Genomic DNA, 19025 nt, shown 5'->3' on the forward strand with positions numbered 1-19025 from the left:
AAATCAATATGAGGCGGACATGAAGAAATTGAAAAAAGTAGCTTAACTGGGTTGGTCAATTTTGGTTGACCACGTCATTGTGAACCGACACTGAATAGACATAAATACGCGAGAAAAGTAACCATTGTATGCACAAGTGATAACGTAATTTAGGACTGAATAAACAAGAATAAGGCCAAAATATAAGATACTGATATTTATATAAATTATAGTTTCACCAGTATTGAACTCTTAAAAAAAAGTAGTGAGATAAGTAACTTATTAGTGAAATTGACTATACACACAAGCTACACTGCTAACTTTGACGACATTGAATCATTTTCGAATTATGAGTAATTCTAATTTACAGCAGCTCCATATTTTATGCCTTCAAATGCATAAAGAAGGTAAAACACCGTCGGTGGGGATTTTACGTGCTAGGGCTCCTTTTAAAGTATCGGTAACCGAAGCCATTGAGGCAATTAAGCGATTTAACGCGCATAAACCTAAATTAGATGTGCCAAGCGAAAAAGAAGACTCGCAACAAAATTCAACTAATAGCGCGGGGCAAGTTAGTAGTCTGCAAGCACGAGTAGAGACGTTAGAAAAAGAAGTGGCAGAACTAAAACGTGTGCTAAATGAGGTAATTAGCGCAAAGTAGTAATGACTTTTGCCGGCAGGCTACTTTATACCTGCCAGACAATGTAATTAAATAAACAGCTTACATAGTGGGCGTAAGTTGCTCCAAAAATGCCGCAAGAGACGGAGCAAGAATTTGAGAAGGCTCTTTACCTACCTGCTCGAGTGCAACTTCACCGCTTTCATTGACAACCGTTAAGATAAAATCTTCTTCATCAGTCAACCCAAAGAACAACGTTGGCGCTTGCCCCAGCCTCTGCTTCATTAGCAAATGGCCAATCAAGTTCTGTTGTAGTCGCTCAAAGTCTTCGCTATTGAAAACTTGTAGAAGCTCGCAGCGACCTTGAGGGGCGGCAGCCCTTAAATTATCGCTGTAGTAACGAGTGAAGTATTCACAGTATTCTGGATTTAGCTTTAGCGATAGCGCCTCTTCAACGTTATTGAAAGACTGCGGGGGCGACTGCAGTGTTGGTGTCCATCTAACAAACTCCCCATCTTGCGCCGTCTTTTCATAGCACGGCGAGGGCCACTCGCTATCATATACGATCTTTAACCCTTCTCCCTTGGTGTGTTCGACATAAGATGATACAAATTTATCTAATTGTGCGGAAATTGTTAGAGCCATTATGACGTTACCTGCGTATTTTTGGGGTACACTATACAACTAAACAGTTAAGTCAATACTGGGGTTGTTTCGACTATACTGCACGACATTAGTTCGCCACTGCAGTTCTCTTATTCAAACCCCACGTAGATGGATAAAAGGTTCACATGTCGACTGACAATTCACCTCAAAAAATTACTATCACTGCACCTGATGACCTCTCTTTGGGTAAACAGGTTGACTACGAATTTGAATATAACCCCGGCTTGTTGCAAGGCGTCCCGCGCAGTTTAAGCCGCGACACATTGGATCTCGCTAACTCTAGTCTACCTTTCGACGGTATAGATACCTGGACTGGATACGAACTTTCTTGGCTTAATTTAAAAGGTAAGCCCAATGTTGCTATTTTAGAATGCCATGTCCCTATCACCTCAGAAAACTTAATTGAATCAAAATCATTTAAGCTCTATTTAAATAGCTTCAATCAGACAAAGTTTGCCTCGGCAGAGGACGTACGACAGGTGCTACAGGCTGATTTATCAGCATGTGCAGGCGAGACTGTTGAGGTAAAGCTAATTCTTCCCGAGCAGTTTACCTCTTTGCAATTTAAAGAATTTGAAGGGACATTGTTAGATAGTCTTGATGTAGAAATCGAACAATACTCCCCCAACACCCAGTTTTTAGCTCTGGCTAAGAGTGGTGCAGAAGTAAAAGAGACGCTTATTTCCCACTTACTTAAATCTAATTGTTTAATCACAAGTCAGCCAGATTGGGCTAGTATTCAAATTAGGTATGAAGGAAAAGCTATTGAACATGAAGGGCTTTTGAAATATCTGATTAGCTTTAGGCAACACAATGAGTTCCATGAGCAGTGTGTTGAGCGCATCTACAACGACATAATGCAACATTGTCAGCCAGATAAGTTAACGGTGTGCGCTCGTTATACACGAAGAGGCGGTTTAGACATCAACCCCTTCCGTTCGAATTATGAAGCGCCTTATGCCAATCATCGTCAAGCACGTCAGTAATATTACGGTGAAGTACACCCCTAAAGCTAACACAGCCGCGGCGGTAACAGTGAATTAGAACTAAGACGAGATTATGGAAGCAAAACAACTACAAACTTTAAAACAAAATAATGCGCTTCTTTGCCAGTTTATTGTGAAGCTCTCAGCATTTTACGAGGGCTTCTCCGATAAAATAGATACTGAACTCAAGGTATTGCGTGGCCATCTATCTGGCACACCAAATTTCAGCCTAGCGGCGGTCAGTATTGAAAAGCTTAATAAATCTCTACAGCACCAAGAAATAACTCTGAGAAAATACAGCGTTGATACTGTATCTTCGCTAGAAGATGCGATGAAACAGCTGCAGAAAATTGTTTTTCAAGACAGTGAGTTGAAAGGGCTGACAACACAAGAGTTGATTAAATTGAATCAGCCTGTGGGCGATATATTTAGTATTTATAAACTATACGCAAAAGCCATTGCCCTTCACCGCATTGCACTTAACAAGAAAATGGTAGGCCTCGAACCAACCGGGTCGGTTGAAGCGCCATCGAACAAGCAAGAAAATTCGACCACTCGCTCGCTTAAAGATGACAATCCTCACTACCGCTCTATATTAGTTGAACTTAATCATTTGATTACTTCATACGCGCAGAAAAAACCGAATGATCCTCAGCTCAATGACATAAAGCAACGTCTCGATGACGGCATGGATGAAGACCAGTTACTGAAAAGCTGCGTTGTAATTTTGCGGATGATTGTGCAAGACGCCATGTCAGAGGCTAGCCTGACAGGGAAAGTCATTCAGAGCCTACACCGTTCGCTAGGTGAAGTAAGCAACGATGTAAACAATACCATTCAGGGGAGTCAAGCCCAATTCGAGCAACGCCAAGCGGGCAATGAACAGCTTAAGCGTGAGATTAGCCACATAGAAGAAGCTGTATCAGAAAGCAGCTCCTTAGAAGCCCTTAAAGAGCAGACCCAGTTTCGGGTTGAAAAGCTTGTAAGCACCTTAAGCGAGCAGCAAAGCAACGATCAGCAAGGCCAAGAAGCGCTAATGGCATTGCTGTCTTCAATGCAGTCGCGCATAGATACGCTTCAGCAACAAACCAGCGTTTATAAAAAGAAACTCGCCGAGCAAGCAATGCAGAGTCGAACCGATCCGCTAACACGCCTTCCTAATAGACAAGCATATAACGAAAAATTAGACGCAGCGTATGCTCACTTTAAATCTAGTGGGGATACTCTGGCAGTTGCCGTTGTTGATATTGATCATTTTAAATCGATCAACGATAGGTTTGGTCACGCTGCAGGAGACAAAACTCTGCAAGTGGTGAGCAAGTTTCTGAAACAAAGCCTGTCAGAAAATGATTTTGTTGCCAGATGGGGGGGAGAAGAGTTCGTTATGCTGCTGCCTAACACGCAGATGGCAGATATTGATAAAAAGCTTAATGAAGTTAGAACAAAGCTCGCTGCTATGCCGTTCAAATTTAAGCAAGAAAAAGTAAAAATTACCGCTTCTTTCGGCGCAACCTGTTTCGGTGAAAATGATACTACAGAAACGGTTTTCGAGCGCGCCGATGAATACCTTTATAAAGCGAAACGTAACGGCCGCAATCTCGTAGTCACTGATTTAAGCACTGACTTATAGGAAGTAAAGTATGAAGAAAGTGCAGCTTAACCCTGTTGGCTGGATGAGCCAACTGTCGCAAGTAGAAGTTTCTCGCCTTCAAGATGCCACTAATAGCGAGCTTTTCGCTATGTTCAGAAACTGCTGCCTTGCTGTATTGAACAGCGGCGTTGATGAAGACAATTTCGAAGCGCTATTCGCCCCCTATGAGAATTTTGAAATTAAGCTCATACGTCGTGAACGAGGCGTAAAAATTGAGCTCGTCAATCCGCCCGAGGTAGCGTTCGTAGATGAGCAACTCGTACGTGGTGTACACGAACATCTTTTCGCTGTACTGCGCGACTTGCTTTACATGGGTAATAAGTATGCATTTCTTCACCAAACCGCTCCAGCGGAAGGTAACGACATTACCGATATGGTTTTTGACATGCTACGCCATGCCAAAGCACTTGAGGGTAACGACGGCGTAAACACTATTGTTTGCTGGGGTGGCCACTCTATAAATCAGGTTGAGTATAAATACACTAAAGAAGTAGGCTATCAACTTGGCTTACGTGATATGAATATTTGTACCGGATGCGGCCCTGGGGCAATGAAAGGCCCAATGAAAGGCGCTACCATTGGTCATGCAAAGCAACGCCACAAGACAGGCCGTTACATTGGCATCTCTGAGCCGAGTATTATTGCCGCCGAGCCGCCCAACGCCATTGTCAACGAGCTCATTATCATGCCTGATATTGAAAAGCGTTTAGAAGCGTTTGTTAGACTCGGACATGGCATTATCGTGTTTCCAGGCGGTGTAGGCACTGCCGAAGAATTACTTTATCTGCTTGGCATTTTGATGAATGAACGCAATGCGCAGCAACCTTTTCCTTTCATTCTAACAGGGCCAGCTGGTAGCGAAGAATACTTTGAAGCCATAGACGCCTTTGTTGGTGCAACACTGGGTCCAGAAGCACAGTCAAAATATCAAATCATTGTGGATGACCCAGAAGAAGTAGCACGCACCATGAATAAACACCTTGAAAAAGTGAAGCAGTTCAGAGGTGCGATGGGTGACGCATTCAGCTTTAATTGGTCATTAAAAATTGAACAAGACTTTCAACAGCCCTTTATTCCAACGCATGAGAGTATGGCCGACCTTCAACTGCACTTAGATCAAAGTAAAAGTGATCTAGCGGCCAATTTGCGCAAAGCGTTTTCGGGTATTGTCGCAGGAAACGTTAAAGCAGAGGGTATTGCCCAAATTAAAAAACATGGTCCGTTTGAACTTACTGGTGACAGTGCACTGATGGAAAAAGTCGATACGCTGCTAGAATCCTTTGTAAAACAGCACCGAATGAAGCTCCCGGGGACGGCATATGAACCGTGTTACGTTGTGAAGAATGAAAAATAAGGTAATGAATAACCGATAACCGTGATAAGACGCATTTGCTTACGTTTACTACTTATGCTTGGCAGACGTTTTGCGTTACACTACTAAAGAGTATTGTTTTACGCATTAAAGCATCAAGCTTTCTCTCAACGTGATGGAAATGCGTCCCACTCGTGATTAACACTAACATTAAAGTAAAGAAAAACGAGAAGTAACGGTCATGAATACCAAGGTTATTCGTCTAATTTTAGCTGGCATCGCCCTTTATGCGGTGTTTGTTTTTATGGTTATCGCGTTCTATCCCGATAAGCCAGAAAATATGGATTGGAAAGACCGTGAAGAATATAACCGTGTGCAAATTACCAAATTGAAGTTGGGCAGTACAAGAGAAGAGGTTTTGGCTTTGTTAGGCTCACCTGACATTACAGAAGCTAAGCGACAAGGAGCAACGGCGATACAGGTTATGTTTTTCAGGACACAACATGTGCGCGCTGACGGCTTAACCACGCAAGATGAATGTACACCGTTACTTTTTGAAAACGACAAACTTATTGCATGGGGTGAAGGGGCTTACTCCAGTTACCAAAAAAGTTAGAAGGATGGGGAGTGAGCGACATCATTTCCACGCTTAAACGCCTGGTTCAGTTAGGTAACACTGAACTTTCTGTCGAGCAGCGTATAAACCATTGGTTGAAAATCGCTAAACGGATCCTGACCTTAGTAAACGCCAATCCAGCGCTTGCTGCAGCAACGTTACACATCGATAATGACCTTCCCAAAGATACTCAACATCTTTTATTATTGGCGCTGTTTGGCAAGCTTTGCCGATTAAACGACCACTATTTACAACATGTGCTTGCGTCTTTACTCGCATCCCTCTGGCTTTCAAGTAAAGGAACACCAAGCGACCAAACGGCCAATATCATTCGCTTTTTGCGTAAACACAATCTCTCGATTTGGCTGGATATCATTAAACTTCAAAAAGCATTTCGGTCAGACAAGCCCATTAACTACGTTGCAGACATTCGGCTTAATATGGTTCAAAGGCTTTGTCTCCTAGCAAATGTTTTCGCTACTAAAACAAAAAAAGCAGATTATCGTGAGGTTTTCACTCAGATCGTTTTACGCCTTCCAGCACATCATCGTCACCTTATTGCACCACTTATCAACCTATTTAATGGTGTGCTACCTGGCGCAAAGGTTTACGCAAACGGCGTACCGGGCGCGCTAGTCGACATTCAGCAAAATCACGGCTACGTATTTATGCTTAGTCAAGACGATGAAGATGGAAAGTGGCTGCCTCTATCGTCAATACGCTCTCCCATTTCACTAACAATGCCGTTTGAGCACTTTGTTGCTCTTTACACTGATACCGCCACTGCGAGAGTAAATCATGGCGGCACACCATTTTTACCTTCTACATTCGCAATTCAGCATCCCCCTAAAGCTCTTATAACTATTATCGATGAGCTGCAAAAGCGCGATGTAGATATTGAACAACTTTGCGAAAAAATTGAAAGCGTGCCCACGTTTAATCACTTTTTGATGCACACTGCGAGTCAGGACAACCGTCTTCAGCTTCCGGTTAAAAGCATTAAACAGGCGGTTTTGACCTACGGCATTGAACGTGTGGGTGACATGCTTATTCAATTTGCTCTGTTAGAACGGCTAACGCAAAACCAATTTCCACTGATGGGCATGTGCAAGCAATTAACTTTATTGGCTTGTTCATTTGCAAGCTATTTCGCACAACTCGCCGATTCGAAGTTTTCGCCGCAATCTGCCGCATTGACTATGACCTTTGTTTGTACTCCCTTGTTCACGCTACCAGGGTTTAAAGTGTCACGAGCATTACCCGTCGACCTCAGCAAAGCTGTGTCCATTAATAGCGCATTCAAGGTCAAATCTGACACGCCTTGGCTAGCAAGCGCTTCTGAACTTGCTGGAAGTTGGCATCAAAGCTCGACGTGGCGTGCCGTTATACACCAATGCAGTAAAGTAAGTACGGACGTTCCTAAATCACTTCAAAAGGAACAAGCAATTCTGGTGTTGAGCTTCGCTCTCGCCAAAGCATGCGTATTTAATCAGGATATTTATCCATTACTTCAGGATATCAATATCAAAACACTTTTAAATATCCTAGGTATTCGACGAGATGATGTGGTAAACGCACTAGACGCTAATGGGTCACTTTTGTTCTGTCCGCTTGCGCAGTAACGCCATTTACTCCAATACATCGTACTCGGCTATTTAATTAATCTTTACGAATGGCTATAACTTGCGCCAGGTATCGTATAAAATACGGCAACTTTTGCAGTGCTTAACCCTTTTTCCCTATATTTTCCATTATAATAAGTAAGCAGGCAGAAATTGGCTCATAAACGCCAAGCTACAAATTGAATAAACCTAACGATTTTGACAACAGAATTACCAGAGGATCCCTCCACATGACTCAGCAACGTATTACAGTCATTCGCGGTGACGGCATTGGCCCGGACATTATCGATGCAACCACAAAAATTTTAGATAAGGTTGGCTGTGACTTTGCCTATGACTATGCCGATGCTGGCCTAGTCGCACTGGAAGAACATGGCGAGCTTCTACCTCAAGAAACTTTAGACCTAATCGCAAAAAACAAAGTTGCGCTTAAAGGTCCTTTAACGACCCCCGTTGGTGAAGGTTTTACTTCAATCAACGTTAGTCTTCGCAAGCAGTTCAAACTGTACGCAAACCTTCGTCCAGTGATGTCATTCAAAGGCACAAAAGCACGTTACGAAGACATCGATATCATTACCGTTCGTGAAAACACGCAAGGTATGTACTCTGGTCTTGGCCAAGTTGTATCAGAAGACGGTAACGAAGCTGAAGCAATGAGTAAGATCACTCGTGACGGCGCTGAAAAAATCGTTGTTTTTGCTTATGAATTAGCGCGCCGTGAAGGTCGTAAGAAAGTAACAGCTGTTCACAAAGCTAACATCCTTAAGTCAACATCAGGTCTTTTCCTTAAAGTAGCCCGTGAAGTTGGTGAGCGTTATCCTGACATCGAGTCAGCTGAAATGATCGTTGATAACTGCTGTATGCAGCTTGTGATGAACCCGCATCAGTTTGACGTTATCGTTACGACTAACCTTTTCGGTGACATTCTATCTGACCTATGTGCTGGTCTTGTCGGTGGTCTTGGTATGGCACCAGGTGCAAACATCGGTGAAGATTGTGCAATCTTCGAAGCCGTTCACGGTTCTGCACCAGACATTGCTGGTAAGAACTTAGCTAACCCGACGTCAGTAATCTTGGCAGCAGCGCAAATGCTTGAGTACCTAAACATGGGCGATAAAGCAGAGAAAATTCGCGCAGCACTAAAAGACGTTATCGAGTCTGGCGATCGCACAACACGTGACCTTGGTGGTGAAGCAGGTACAACCGAGTTCACTCAGGCGCTTCTTGACCGCCTATAAGCGTTTGAGCTTACACCTTTCAATTATTTCAAAACGGGCTTAATAGCCCGTTTTTTTATGCCTCTATTAATCACTCCCCTGCTTTAAACTGTACTAAAACTGGACTACCGCTTTTCTCGTTCACCTTTATTATTTCCTTTGTACACGTTGAAGTGTGCTGAGCTTTGTAACTTGGTTACAACAGCGGACAGGAAGTTTTTAAAGAGGTCTGCTCCGGCTGCATTTAGGTTACAAAAGTCAGCGCGCTTTGGTACATGACTTAAACCCATTTACTTAAATATTGCGCCGATAACGCTTTATGGCGCGCTTAGCAACATACAAGGAAAGATGATGAAAAAATTAATCTCAGGTTTACTCGTACTATCTGCACTAGCCATTCAAACGCCAGCGGTTCACGCTCAACCAGCGGATAGTGGAAATGCGCAAGCTAATGAAGGTACAAGCCAACAACAACGTATCGATTTAAACTCGGCGACCGTAGAGCAATTAATTACCCTACCCGGCGTTGGACAATCTAAAGCGAAAGCTATTATTAAATATCGTGAAGAAGTAGGCCCGTTTCTTGAGGTCGCACAATTAACTCAAGTGAAAGGTATCGGTGAAAAGATGCTTAATAAAATTGAAGGCTATGTACAGGTAAGATAGAAGGACTAAAGCGAATAGGCGGTACGCTGGCTCCACACACAAAAAATGCGCCGCAAGGGCGCATTTTTAATCGTTTAAAGCTATTTAATTGCCTTAGGCCTGCTGTTCTTTCATCTACACTAAAGATCAACAAGCCCTAGTAAGACTATTTAACAACAGAAGCTAAGTATTCTTTAAATTCGTCGCCTAACGATGGGTGACGTAACGCATATTCAACGTTAGCTTTCATGTAACCCAACTTACTACCGCAATCGTGACTCTTACCTTTCATGTAGTAAGCATCAACTTGTTCAAGTTTCATCAATGCATCAATAGCATCAGTAAGCTGAACTTCACCACCTGCGCCTGGAGGCGTGAACTCTAACAGATCCCAGATTTTTTCTGACAGAACGTATCGGCCTACAACGGCAAGGTCAGAAGGTGCTTCGTCGCGAGGCGGCTTCTCAACCATTTTGTGAATCTTCGCTGACTCACCTGGCGCAATTGCCGCGCCGTCTAGGTCTGCGATACCAAATTTAGAGATATCTTCGTCTGGTACCTGCTCAACCATGACCTGACTTACTCGGCTGGTGTTAAATTTGGCAACCATGTCTGCAAGGTTATCCTTTTTAGGATTACTTGCTGCATCATCAATAATAACGTCAGGTAACACTACCGCAAATGGCGCATCGCCAATCAGAGGTCGAGCGCAAAGTACTGCGTGACCAAGTCCATTAGCAACGCCTTGGCGAATATGCATGATAGTTACATCTTTTGGACAGATTGACTGAACTTCTTCTAACAGTTGGCGTTTTACACGCTTTTCTAGTGTGGCTTCTAGCTCAAAAGAGGTATCAAAGTGGTTTTCAATACTGTTTTTACTCGCGTGCGTTACTAGGATAATTTCTTTTAGTCCTGCAGCAACACATTCACTTACCACGTATTGGATCAATGGCTTATCAACCACTGGCAACATCTCTTTTGGAATAGCTTTCGTTGCTGGGAGCATTCTCGTCCCAAGGCCCGCTACAGGGATTACCGCTTTTCTAACCTGACTCATAGTTAATATCCTTTTTTAAAATCCTAAATACACGCCTAAGTCGACTTTCAGCCGTTTGTTATTCCTTAAGCTGAGATATATTCACTGTTGTTCGCAAGACTAATGCAATCGATGTTCCAATTACCTTTTTAGAGCGTCTGTGTATTGAAAATGGGCAAAACAGCTCAAAACCACCGATAGAAGCACAAAATTAGGGATAAATAATATCTAATGCACCACGATAGTGAAAGTTTTTATGCTTTATCCTTCCTTTCCTACACATCAAGTGTCGCTTTTTTTCACACTACTTTTTGGAATTAATGCATGCTCTATGGGGCCGGTTTTGCGTTTTAATCCATCTTTGAGTCCTGCCCACATGAAAGCGCCTCGCATTTTGCCTTGCTCAAAGCAATATCTGTTTACAAGATACCTCAGAGGTATTGCACAAACATGACGAAGTTTCCAATAAAGAGGTACGTAATGGCGGCGTGCTAAAATGAGTACGTTGCGAAACTGATAGTAGAGCCTTATCGGTGCGCCCTGCTTGAATGTCACACCGCAAACTTTCACTCTATCGTCGCCTTGTCGATGAGGCATACATGCACTGAGCGACTGATAGATAACCATGCCCTTGGCTCGAGCACGCCAGCACCATTCGTGATCAACGCCATCGATAAAGAGCTCATTTTCTTTTTCACCCACGCGTTCAAAAGCACGTTTGGAAATTAACATGCCTGAGGCAATGATTTGCTTTACTGTTTTTAACTTTTCGGAAACCTGCTTCCCTTTTTGCAGAACCCCCTGATCGACACACTCTGAAAATTGGCAATAGATCGAAGGGCCTATGGCTGCAATTGGGGAACGTTGCTCAATCTCTTGGAATTGCCTCACTAACTCAACAGCAATATCGGGAGAGAACAAGCTATCTTGATCAAGCAAAAAGGCGTAGTCGCTTCCCTCATTAAAGAGCACTTTCAAGCCGACATTCTGAGCGTGGGCGATACCAATATTTGAAGGGTAATGAAGATAAGTAACATCAGTTGTTAAAAGAGCCTGCTGAGGACTTGGAGAATTATCAACCAAGATGACGTTCCAGTCAGGGGCACAAAACGCATCGATGAGACTACGCACGTGCTCAACATCAGGATTAAATAGTATAACAACAACGCCGACGCTCAATGTTTACCAAACCTTTCCAGTAAATGTCTATCAAGTTTATAGGCAAGTTTAACCACTTTTCCAGGCATTAACCTCAATGCTAAAACACCACAAGCGTAAAAAAAGTTATAGGGTGAAAGTTGCTTTAATTTATGTATGGCATATAAACGTGCTCTGAACTCGTTGAGCGACTTACTTAAGCCTCGACGTTTATAAAAGTTATTAACTCGTCTGAACTTCAAAAGTCGATCTTTTAAGTTCCTAAAGATATAACCCTTAGATGCTAAGGTTATCCAGAAAAAATAGTCTTGTGTGTTTAACAAGTCACTGTCGTAACGATGCCCATCATTAAATACATTGTAACGAATAACTACTGTTGGATGGTTAAGCGAGCATCGTCTCGGCAAGATACGAACGATCTGCCTGTGTGAAGCGGGCATTACTCGCGCGCCAACCTTTACACCACTTTCGTTAATTTCCGTTAGTGCTGAACCTAGCACCGAAATATTGCTGTGCTTTTTAAGGTAGGTGATTTGGCGTAGAAGGCGGTTTTCTTCAGAAATATCATCCGCATCCATTCTTATGAAAAACGATGGGTTAAACTGCATACCGAACTCAGCAACTGAGTTCATGCTACTTGCTAGCCCCACATTGTGACTATTCGACGCTATTATTACCCTGTCGTCTTTGCTTGCTACACCTTCTAGTACGCGAGTTATTTTTTGAGGTACAGGTCCATCGGCGACAATAACGAAAAGAAAATCTGTGTAAGACTGCTCAGTCATGCTTTCAATGGCTTCGCGAAGCCACTTCGCATTGTCAGCTTGGTAAACCGCCATAGCAATTATCGATTCGACATGCTGTTTTTTATTGTTATTTTGAAGAATAGAGAATTGATTTATCAAGAAATTTTACCAACGTAAAAAAGTAACAAAGAAAATAAAAGCGCCTTAATTGTGCGCTTTTATTTGTTGGCATGTTACAGAGATTTTACTAAGCCTGCCACGATTTTACTCAAACTATGCGGTTAATCGCTTCACAAAGCGCAGTACACTCCAAATATGTTGGATAACAAGACTGTACACGACGAGTAGCCCAATAAAGCCCCAGAACATGACGGCTTCAGCTACCTGATAGACTTCTCCTAATATACCGATTAAGCAATAACATGCTCCGAGCAAAAGGATAGCAACGAGTGACTTTCTACTGCTAAGCCCTGCACGCATAAAGATATTGTGAAGGTGCTGACGGTCAGGTTTGAGCATTGATTGCCCCTTCCGTGCACGGCGATACATGATCGCGGCCATATCCATTAATGGAAGGCCGACTAACCACACTGCTGTAATGGGCCTAAATGCGGCAGCTTCACCTTGAGTGTGATCAACAAGCAGCCATACGATAGTGAGCCCAACGAACATACTGCCGGCATCACCCATAAATATCTTGTTGCCTTTAAACCCTTTCCAACTCAAATTAAAAGCAAGAAACGGAACAATAGCTGCAACGATGATAAGCGGCTCCATAATGGAAGCTCCGTTACCAGTAAAGATCAAAAAGCCCGCAACTGTCAATAGAATAACAAGGCTCATACCGCCGGCTAATCCATCAATACCGTCTATCATGTTAAACGCATTGATGACACCGACCACACAAATGATCGTAAAGAAATACCCACCTAGGTCGAGAAATACCTCACCTGTACCGAAGATATTACCTAGAGATGTAATATAATTTTGTGCACTCCATGCCATGATCGCTGCTACGCCAAATTGGCACATAAGACGCCCTTTAGCACTGAGATCAAAGCGGTCGTCTAGCATACCAAGTAACACAACAAACGCCGATGCGGTAAAAAACAAGGGATCGTTCTTCATCCAAACGTCAGTAGCAACGCTGGCAACAAGGACGGCCATGAAAATAGCCACGCCACCTGTAAGAGGTACAATTCCGGCGTGACGTTTTCGCGCTGATGGTTGGTCAACTAAACCAAATTGATGCGCTAAAGGCGTCATGACCACCAAAAGGATAAGGGCGACGAAAAATGCAGTAAAAAGCGGGACAAACTGCAAATAAGCTAGCATAAAACACACAACCTCGCGTTACCGACAAAAACACAGCTATTTGTAGTAGTTTCTGTCAATACACATGCAAATTTTGATAAAAAACTAAATGTTGCTTCCATTTATTTACAACTTCCATTTCTTCCAGCGCGATGAGGGCATCTTGTTATGAGTATGCGGATAGAAAACTTCGATATAATATAAAACATTTGTCTAAGTAACCACCCTTCATGCATAAATAACGTATCAAAACGTGTCAAAAACTCATTTGTTGCGAGAATAACCTTAATCACCGCTAAAAAGAGAACCTGTTGTGCGTCTTCTCGCCGCCTCTCTCGAACTATCTCAGCTTCTTTTGTAACGATTGAAAAACTTCTTTATTCCTTTAACCTGTTAACCTACTCGTCTATTTCCAGTCTTTGCAATGCCAAAAACATATCGAGTTACACTATTGATATGAACTTGTCTTCTATTTTGCGGTCTTGGTGAAGACTCAGACAATTCAGCAACTGCGATAGCGAACATGCTTTTTTTAAAACTTATGTTATCCTAGCGCGAAATTGCTATATGGATATGAAAGCTAATGTTCAAACAATTATCTCGTCTAATTTTACCTATCGTAGTTACGGTAGGCGTAGCTGGGTGTTCTAACACTCCTACCGCCACTAAGGCTGACATTCCTTTGGTGCATTCTTCTCTTGCTTATTCCCTCGCACCGGACAAAGAGCTTGCAATAAATATTCCAAAAGCCAACATTTATCATGATACGCAGGAATCATTTTCAATACGCTTCAATGGCCACCAATACGAGTCCTTGAAGCACTATATATCCGCCACAGGCAATAAATGTATCCGATTTTCTTTACAAGACGGTGAAACAGCGTCTTCTGATATTCAGCGTAAAATGACGACATGTCAGCGAAACGGTCAATGGCGAGTTATTACTCCCTTAGTAGCTTCGGCAACAGTGCAAGGTGAATAGATAAATGCAGTCAACCAGCATCAAAAAAACTTTAAAGCGCCTGACGCTAGCGGCTTGTGCAACGTCACTTCTTTTCGCTTATGTAGGCACGGCTAGCGCGCAAAGCATGGAACAATTGCAGCAATTAAGAGAAAGAGCTCAGCAGAGCCAGAGTAGCGGCATTGCTAATCAGTCCGTATCGCCACTGAGTATTTCAACCCAGCGAACGCTTCCAGGCGCTAGCGGTTCTGCGAATGCCATGGGGCAGTTTTCAACCCAGCCTCGTAATGGCGTAAACTTACCTGGCGAGCCAACTATTGATACTGTTTTTCCTGCGCAAGCGCCTATGGAAAACCCACCTTTTGCAGCCAATTTATTTATTGGTGGTTTTGAATCAGAGCGTAGCTCAGGCCTTAATGACAACTATCTCGTTGCACCGGGCGATAAAATTTCAATATGGCTGTGGGGGGCGGTTAACTTTTCTGACGTAGTAACCGTTGATAATCAAGGCAATATTTTTATTCCTAACATTGGTCCTATCCGTGTTGCAAATACACCTGCTGGCAGTGTAAATCAAACCGTTACTGCAAAAATCAGACAGGTTTATACAAACGATGTAAATGTTTACGTTAACCTTCTTACATCAACGCCCGTGTCAATTTTCGTTTCTGGCCCGGTGCTAAGACCTGGTCAATATGCAGGCCTCGCCTCAGATAGCGTGCTGTATTACCTAAAACGCGCTGGTGGTATTGATTTTCAGCGCGGAAGTTTTAGGCAGATAGACGTAGTGCGCAATGGTAAAGTAGTCGCTACTGCCGATTTATATGCATTTTTCAGAAATGGTAAGTTGCCTCAGATGTCGTTTAAAGATGGCGATACCATATTAGTGCACCCAATTGGCAACACTATTGTCGTTGAAACAGGCGCTCGAAATAGCTTCACCTTTGAGTTTCTTAACGAAGAATTGAACGGCGGCGTGGTGAATTACTTTGCGCGACCAGGTGAGTTTTCCTCCCATGCTTCGGTATCTGGTATTCGAAATAACAAACAGTTTGCTCGCTACTTGAGTTTGGATGAATTTGCTTCACTTGAACTAAGTGCAGGTGACACGGTTGAATACCTTGCTGACCACGAGCCCCAAATCTATCGCATTAATGTGGCTGGCGCATTTGCTGGCGCATCTCAGATTATGGTTGATAAAGGCACACGCCTTATCGATGTACTAGATCACATCGAAGCAGATACAGCCCTTTCTGATACCCAGAATATTTATCTGTTAAGAGAAAGCGTTGCTGTAAAGCAAAAAGAAATCATCGAAGAAGGTCTTCAGCGTCTTGAGCGGAGCATGTATACCGCTCCCATTAGCTCGACGGGTGAAGGAGCCATCCGTGCCCAAGAAGCTCAGCTTGTCGCTGACTTTATCGCACGTGCTCGCCAGATTGAGCCTCAAGGCAGAGTCGTAGTTTCTGAAAATGGTGATATCGCAAATATTCTGCTAGAACCGAATGACACTATTGTCATCCCAGAGGTAACTGACTTAGTGCACGTAGGTGGTGAAGTGTTACTTCCTCAGTCAGTAGTCTTTAACCCAGAAGCCACGACTGAAGATTATGTTGCTTGGGCCGGCGGATTCACTGAACGTGCTGAAGACGAACGAATCCTTATTGTTCGTAAAAATGGTAATGTTACCTTTACTAGCATCAACAGCTCATTCCTAGCTAGCAACGATAGTAAGTTAGAACCAGGTGATCAGATCATCGTCTTGCCTGCTATCGATACCAAGCTATTGCAAGCGGTTAAAGACATTACTCAGATTGTTTATCAGATTGCTATTGCAGCCAACGTAGCTACTAACTAAACATGGTAACGTTTAAAGACCAGCTCTACGCATGGAGAGGCGTGATATTCGCGCTTTTCCTGCGCGAGCTTCAAAGTAAATTTAACGATAAATTTGGCTTAGGCTGGGCATTTTTAGAGCCTTTTGCCTTTATCTTCGCGCTGTCATACCTTCGTGGACTGATCAGCGGCGATGATATCCACTCTATTCCTCTTTTTCTGTTTATGATGATCGGTATGGTCGGGCTGCAGTCTTTGACTACATGCCTCCAGTCAGTATCAACTTCTGTGCGCAGAAATAAGCCGCTCTATGCGTTCAGACAGGTTCAACCTATTTCAGCGATACTCACAGCGGGCTTCCTCGAGTTTTCAGTAAAGGTAGTGGTTGTCGCATTACTATGTCTTGCGCTTTACCTGATGGGCGAGACCTTTACGGTAAATGACCCGTTGCTGCTGATATCTCTGTTTCTTCTTTTGTGGGTATTTTCAATATCCATAGGGATGATTTTTGCTATCGCTGCCGCATTCGTGCCGGAAGTGGATAAGATAAAATCAATGCTTACCCGCCCATTAATGTTTATTTCATGCGTTTTTTTCAGTCTTCAAGATCTGCCTGAAGAGTATTGGCCTTACTTAACGTGGAATCCTCTTGTTCATTTCAATGAACTCGCCCGTTACGCTTGTTTCGAATCCTATGGAACAAAGGGCGTATCCCTTGGCTTTCTAATTGAGATTACCATTATTTTTCTCTTCCTAAGCCTTTCGATGTATCACATCACATGGAAGAAGGTGTTGTCTCGATGATAAGAATTGAGAATTTAACAAAGAGTTACCCCAGTAAAATGGGCCCTCAATATATTTTCAAAAATTTGAATTTTGATTTTCCTACGGAAAATAACGTCGCAATTTTAGGTAAAAATGGCGCGGGTAAGTCGACTCTTTTCCGTATGCTAGCAAAAAGCGAATACCCTGACAGAGGCCGTGTACTAACGAATAAATCCATGTCGTGGCCGGTTGCCCTTCAAACAGGTGTACACCCGCAAATGACAGGCCGTGAAAACACGCGTTTTGTGGGCCGAATTAACAACGTCAAATCGCTTCCAGAATACGAAGAGCAAGTGCAAGAATTTGCCGAACTCGGCGCACGCTTCGACCTTCCTGTAAAAACTTACTCATCTGGTATGCGCGCCAAACTCGTATTTGCGTGCTGCATGAATATTAATTTTGATATTTACCTTATCGATGAAGCGACATCTGTAGGCGATCCGCTTTTTAGAAAAAAAGCGCGTTTATCGCTAAAAGAAAAAAGTGAACAAGCGGGCGTTATTATGGTTAGCCATGAACTTGACCAAATCCGCGAGTTCTGTACGTCTGCCGTTATCATAGATGAAGGCAAACTTACTTATTATCACGATCTCGAAGAAGGCATCGACGTTTATACGCAGGATGCAGACAATAAGAAATCACTAAAATAGGTTCAAATCACAGTGGAAAAATCTCTTACACAGCTCAATGCCCTTCTCAGCAAGCACAAAATGCTGTTGCTTGTTCTTCCATGGGTACTTTACGCCGTATACCTTGTTCTATGGGCTGCGCCACAGTACGAAAGTAAAAGCCAACTTATTGTTAAATCAAGTGACGGCGGCAGCAGCTTCGACCCTTCATCCCTGCTTATGGCAGCCGGTGTTTCAGGCGCGTCAGGTGGTACAGAAAGTCAGCTTGTGGAAGCTTACATTCAATCTGCCGACATGATTAAGTATCTCGATAAAACCATAGGGCTTCGTGAGCACTACATGTCGGACAAAGCTGATATGTTTAGCGGTTTGTCGTCTTCACATAAGCAAGAAGACTTTTACCAGTTCTATCTAGACCATATTGACGTTAGCGTGGATTCGGCGTCTTCTGTCATTAGTTTGCGAACTCGCGCTTTCGACGCGGAATATGCGCAAATAATAAACCAAGCTATTGTTGATAAAGCGGAAGAGTTTATTAATAACATCAATAACAACTTAGCGAAGTCAAAGCTTACTTTTGCGAAAGGTGAACATGAGATTGTTGAACAAAAGCTTCAACAAGCAAAAACTGAAATTTTAGCCTTTCAATCCAAATACAACGTGCTCGACCCTACTGCCGAAGGTGCAGCGTTTCAGCAAATCGCTTTTTCATTAGAGGCAACCCTCGCCCAGAAAAAAGCTGAGCTGAGCACTATGTCGACCATGATGTCTAACGTCGCCCCAGAAGTGATTAACATTAAGCGTGAAATAGCTGCTCTACAAAAAGAAGTAGAAAAACAGAAGGAGCGAATTAGTACTGCTGAAGGAAAAAGTGAAGCACTGTCTGTGAGTGAGCTTATGGCGCAATACAGTAATCTTCAGGTTCAGCTTCAATTGGCCATTCAAGCGTACTCTTCATCGCTGATTACACTAGAAAACGCGCGCGTAGAGGCATACCAAAAACTACAACACTTGGTAACTGTAGAATCACCTACCCTTCCAGATGATAATGCTTACCCCACGGTTATCTATAACCTTGTTCTTTTTGGTGTGTCATTGCTGCTTATTTATGGAATAGTACGAATTGTAGTAGCTACTATCCGCGAGCTTTAGTGCCTCCATCTGTTTAGCAAGCCAACAGTTTAATCGACTAAGTCGCTCAAGA

At 43.1% G+C, this 19025-nt stretch carries 18 protein-coding genes; 13 read left to right on the plus strand and 5 right to left on the minus strand.

Annotated elements, in window-relative coordinates; translation table 11 throughout:
* The first annotated feature begins 328 nt into the window (after positions 1 to 328).
* Positions 329 to 640, plus strand: a complete 312-nt coding sequence (locus QME20_RS08560) for a hypothetical protein (RefSeq protein WP_049585976.1) — start codon at positions 329 to 331, stop codon at positions 638 to 640.
* Positions 641 to 700: 60 nt separating this feature from the next.
* On the opposite strand, the gene syd is transcribed toward QME20_RS08560, so the two are convergent.
* Positions 701 to 1243: a SecY-interacting protein gene (gene syd, locus QME20_RS08565; RefSeq protein WP_156086041.1), complete on the minus strand. Its 543-nt coding sequence runs from the start codon at positions 1241 to 1243 to the stop codon at positions 701 to 703.
* Between the two features lie 146 nt (positions 1244 to 1389).
* Here syd and queF point away from each other — a divergent pair, with 146 nt between their 5' ends.
* The 7 genes from queF to QME20_RS08600 all read left to right on the plus strand — a co-directional run bounded on the left by queF (position 1390) and on the right by QME20_RS08600 (position 9334).
* A complete protein-coding gene (gene queF, locus QME20_RS08570) occupies positions 1390 to 2250 on the plus strand; it encodes an NADPH-dependent 7-cyano-7-deazaguanine reductase QueF (RefSeq protein ID WP_049585974.1) in 861 nt (286 codons plus the stop codon).
* A 73-nt stretch (positions 2251 to 2323) separates the two neighbouring features.
* A complete protein-coding gene (locus QME20_RS08575) occupies positions 2324 to 3880 on the plus strand; it encodes a GGDEF domain-containing protein (RefSeq protein WP_168462598.1) in 1557 nt (518 codons plus the stop codon).
* Positions 3881 to 3890: 10 nt separating this feature from the next.
* Positions 3891 to 5255, plus strand: coding sequence for a nucleotide 5'-monophosphate nucleosidase PpnN (gene ppnN / locus QME20_RS08580; protein ID WP_281715789.1), 1365 nt, complete (start codon positions 3891 to 3893; stop codon positions 5253 to 5255).
* 199 nt (positions 5256 to 5454) lie between these two features.
* On the plus strand, positions 5455 to 5829 hold the full coding sequence (locus tag QME20_RS08585; protein ID WP_014948536.1) for a DUF3192 domain-containing protein: 375 nt from the start codon (positions 5455 to 5457) through the stop codon (positions 5827 to 5829).
* 11 nt (positions 5830 to 5840) lie between these two features.
* Positions 5841 to 7451: a histidine kinase gene (locus QME20_RS08590; RefSeq protein ID WP_281715790.1), complete on the plus strand. Its 1611-nt coding sequence runs from the start codon at positions 5841 to 5843 to the stop codon at positions 7449 to 7451.
* A 230-nt stretch (positions 7452 to 7681) separates the two neighbouring features.
* The gene (locus QME20_RS08595; protein ID WP_014948534.1) at positions 7682 to 8689 is read left to right on the plus strand and encodes an isocitrate dehydrogenase; all 1008 of its coding nucleotides are present in this window, start codon (positions 7682 to 7684) and stop codon (positions 8687 to 8689) included.
* A 330-nt stretch (positions 8690 to 9019) separates the two neighbouring features.
* Entirely contained in the window at positions 9020 to 9334 is a 315-nt protein-coding gene (locus QME20_RS08600) for a helix-hairpin-helix domain-containing protein (RefSeq protein ID WP_061484972.1), read from the plus strand.
* Positions 9335 to 9479: 145 nt separating this feature from the next.
* Here QME20_RS08600 and galU read toward each other — a convergent pair whose 3' ends face one another.
* From galU to wecA, 4 genes are all read right to left on the minus strand, one after another.
* Positions 9480 to 10373, minus strand: coding sequence for a UTP--glucose-1-phosphate uridylyltransferase GalU (gene galU, locus QME20_RS08605; protein WP_239260445.1), 894 nt, complete (start codon positions 10371 to 10373; stop codon positions 9480 to 9482).
* 261 nt (positions 10374 to 10634) lie between these two features.
* Positions 10635 to 11531 carry a glycosyltransferase family 2 protein gene (locus tag QME20_RS08610; protein ID WP_278346111.1) on the minus strand — a complete coding sequence of 299 codons (897 nt, stop codon included), beginning with the start codon at positions 11529 to 11531 and terminating at the stop codon, positions 10635 to 10637.
* Positions 11528 to 12415, minus strand: a complete 888-nt coding sequence (locus QME20_RS08615; RefSeq protein ID WP_278346112.1) for a glycosyltransferase — start codon at positions 12413 to 12415, stop codon at positions 11528 to 11530. The genes QME20_RS08610 and QME20_RS08615 overlap by 4 nt, the downstream gene beginning before the upstream one ends.
* A gap of 114 nt (positions 12416 to 12529) precedes the next feature.
* Positions 12530 to 13591: a UDP-N-acetylglucosamine--undecaprenyl-phosphate N-acetylglucosaminephosphotransferase gene (wecA, locus tag QME20_RS08620; RefSeq protein WP_278346113.1), complete on the minus strand. Its 1062-nt coding sequence runs from the start codon at positions 13589 to 13591 to the stop codon at positions 12530 to 12532.
* A 562-nt stretch (positions 13592 to 14153) separates the two neighbouring features.
* On the opposite strand from wecA, the gene QME20_RS08625 reads away from it, so the two are divergent.
* Genes QME20_RS08625 through QME20_RS08645 form a run of 5 tightly spaced genes read left to right on the plus strand, consistent with a single transcriptional unit; the run spans position 14154 to position 18973 of the window.
* Positions 14154 to 14552: a hypothetical protein gene (locus QME20_RS08625; protein ID WP_014948528.1), complete on the plus strand. Its 399-nt coding sequence runs from the start codon at positions 14154 to 14156 to the stop codon at positions 14550 to 14552.
* A 4-nt stretch (positions 14553 to 14556) separates the two neighbouring features.
* The gene (locus QME20_RS08630; RefSeq protein WP_281715791.1) at positions 14557 to 16389 is read left to right on the plus strand and encodes a polysaccharide biosynthesis/export family protein; all 1833 of its coding nucleotides are present in this window, start codon (positions 14557 to 14559) and stop codon (positions 16387 to 16389) included.
* A gap of 2 nt (positions 16390 to 16391) precedes the next feature.
* Positions 16392 to 17171, plus strand: coding sequence for an ABC transporter permease (locus tag QME20_RS08635; protein WP_014978534.1), 780 nt, complete (start codon positions 16392 to 16394; stop codon positions 17169 to 17171).
* Complete coding sequence (locus QME20_RS08640) at positions 17168 to 17842, plus strand: ABC transporter ATP-binding protein (protein ID WP_014948525.1); 675 nt, start codon at positions 17168 to 17170, stop codon at positions 17840 to 17842. The genes QME20_RS08635 and QME20_RS08640 overlap by 4 nt, the downstream gene beginning before the upstream one ends.
* Before the next feature lie 12 nt (positions 17843 to 17854).
* Positions 17855 to 18973, plus strand: a complete 1119-nt coding sequence (locus QME20_RS08645; RefSeq protein ID WP_281715792.1) for a capsule biosynthesis protein — start codon at positions 17855 to 17857, stop codon at positions 18971 to 18973.
* The last annotated feature ends 52 nt before the right edge of the window (positions 18974 to 19025 follow it).

The sequence above is a fragment of the Alteromonas sp. CyTr2 genome (assembly GCF_947311905.1).
GTDB classification, from domain to species: Bacteria; Pseudomonadota; Gammaproteobacteria; order Enterobacterales; family Alteromonadaceae; genus Alteromonas; species Alteromonas macleodii.

Coding starts and splice junctions, on each gene's coding strand:
- QME20_RS08560 (WP_049585976.1), top strand. CDS start 329: ATGAGTAATTCTAATTTACAGCAGCTCCATATTTTATGCCTTCAAATG.
- syd (WP_156086041.1), bottom strand. CDS start 1,243: ATGGCTCTAACAATTTCCGCACAATTAGATAAATTTGTATCATCTTAT.
- queF (WP_049585974.1), top strand. CDS start 1,390: ATGTCGACTGACAATTCACCTCAAAAAATTACTATCACTGCACCTGAT.
- QME20_RS08575 (WP_168462598.1), top strand. CDS start 2,324: ATGGAAGCAAAACAACTACAAACTTTAAAACAAAATAATGCGCTTCTT.
- ppnN (WP_281715789.1), top strand. CDS start 3,891: ATGAAGAAAGTGCAGCTTAACCCTGTTGGCTGGATGAGCCAACTGTCG.
- QME20_RS08585 (WP_014948536.1), top strand. CDS start 5,455: ATGAATACCAAGGTTATTCGTCTAATTTTAGCTGGCATCGCCCTTTAT.
- QME20_RS08595 (WP_014948534.1), top strand. CDS start 7,682: ATGACTCAGCAACGTATTACAGTCATTCGCGGTGACGGCATTGGCCCG.
- QME20_RS08600 (WP_061484972.1), top strand. CDS start 9,020: ATGAAAAAATTAATCTCAGGTTTACTCGTACTATCTGCACTAGCCATT.
- galU (WP_239260445.1), bottom strand. CDS start 10,373: ATGAGTCAGGTTAGAAAAGCGGTAATCCCTGTAGCGGGCCTTGGGACG.
- wecA (WP_278346113.1), bottom strand. CDS start 13,591: ATGCTAGCTTATTTGCAGTTTGTCCCGCTTTTTACTGCATTTTTCGTC.
- QME20_RS08625 (WP_014948528.1), top strand. CDS start 14,154: ATGTTCAAACAATTATCTCGTCTAATTTTACCTATCGTAGTTACGGTA.
- QME20_RS08630 (WP_281715791.1), top strand. CDS start 14,557: ATGCAGTCAACCAGCATCAAAAAAACTTTAAAGCGCCTGACGCTAGCG.
- QME20_RS08635 (WP_014978534.1), top strand. CDS start 16,392: ATGGTAACGTTTAAAGACCAGCTCTACGCATGGAGAGGCGTGATATTC.
- QME20_RS08640 (WP_014948525.1), top strand. CDS start 17,168: ATGATAAGAATTGAGAATTTAACAAAGAGTTACCCCAGTAAAATGGGC.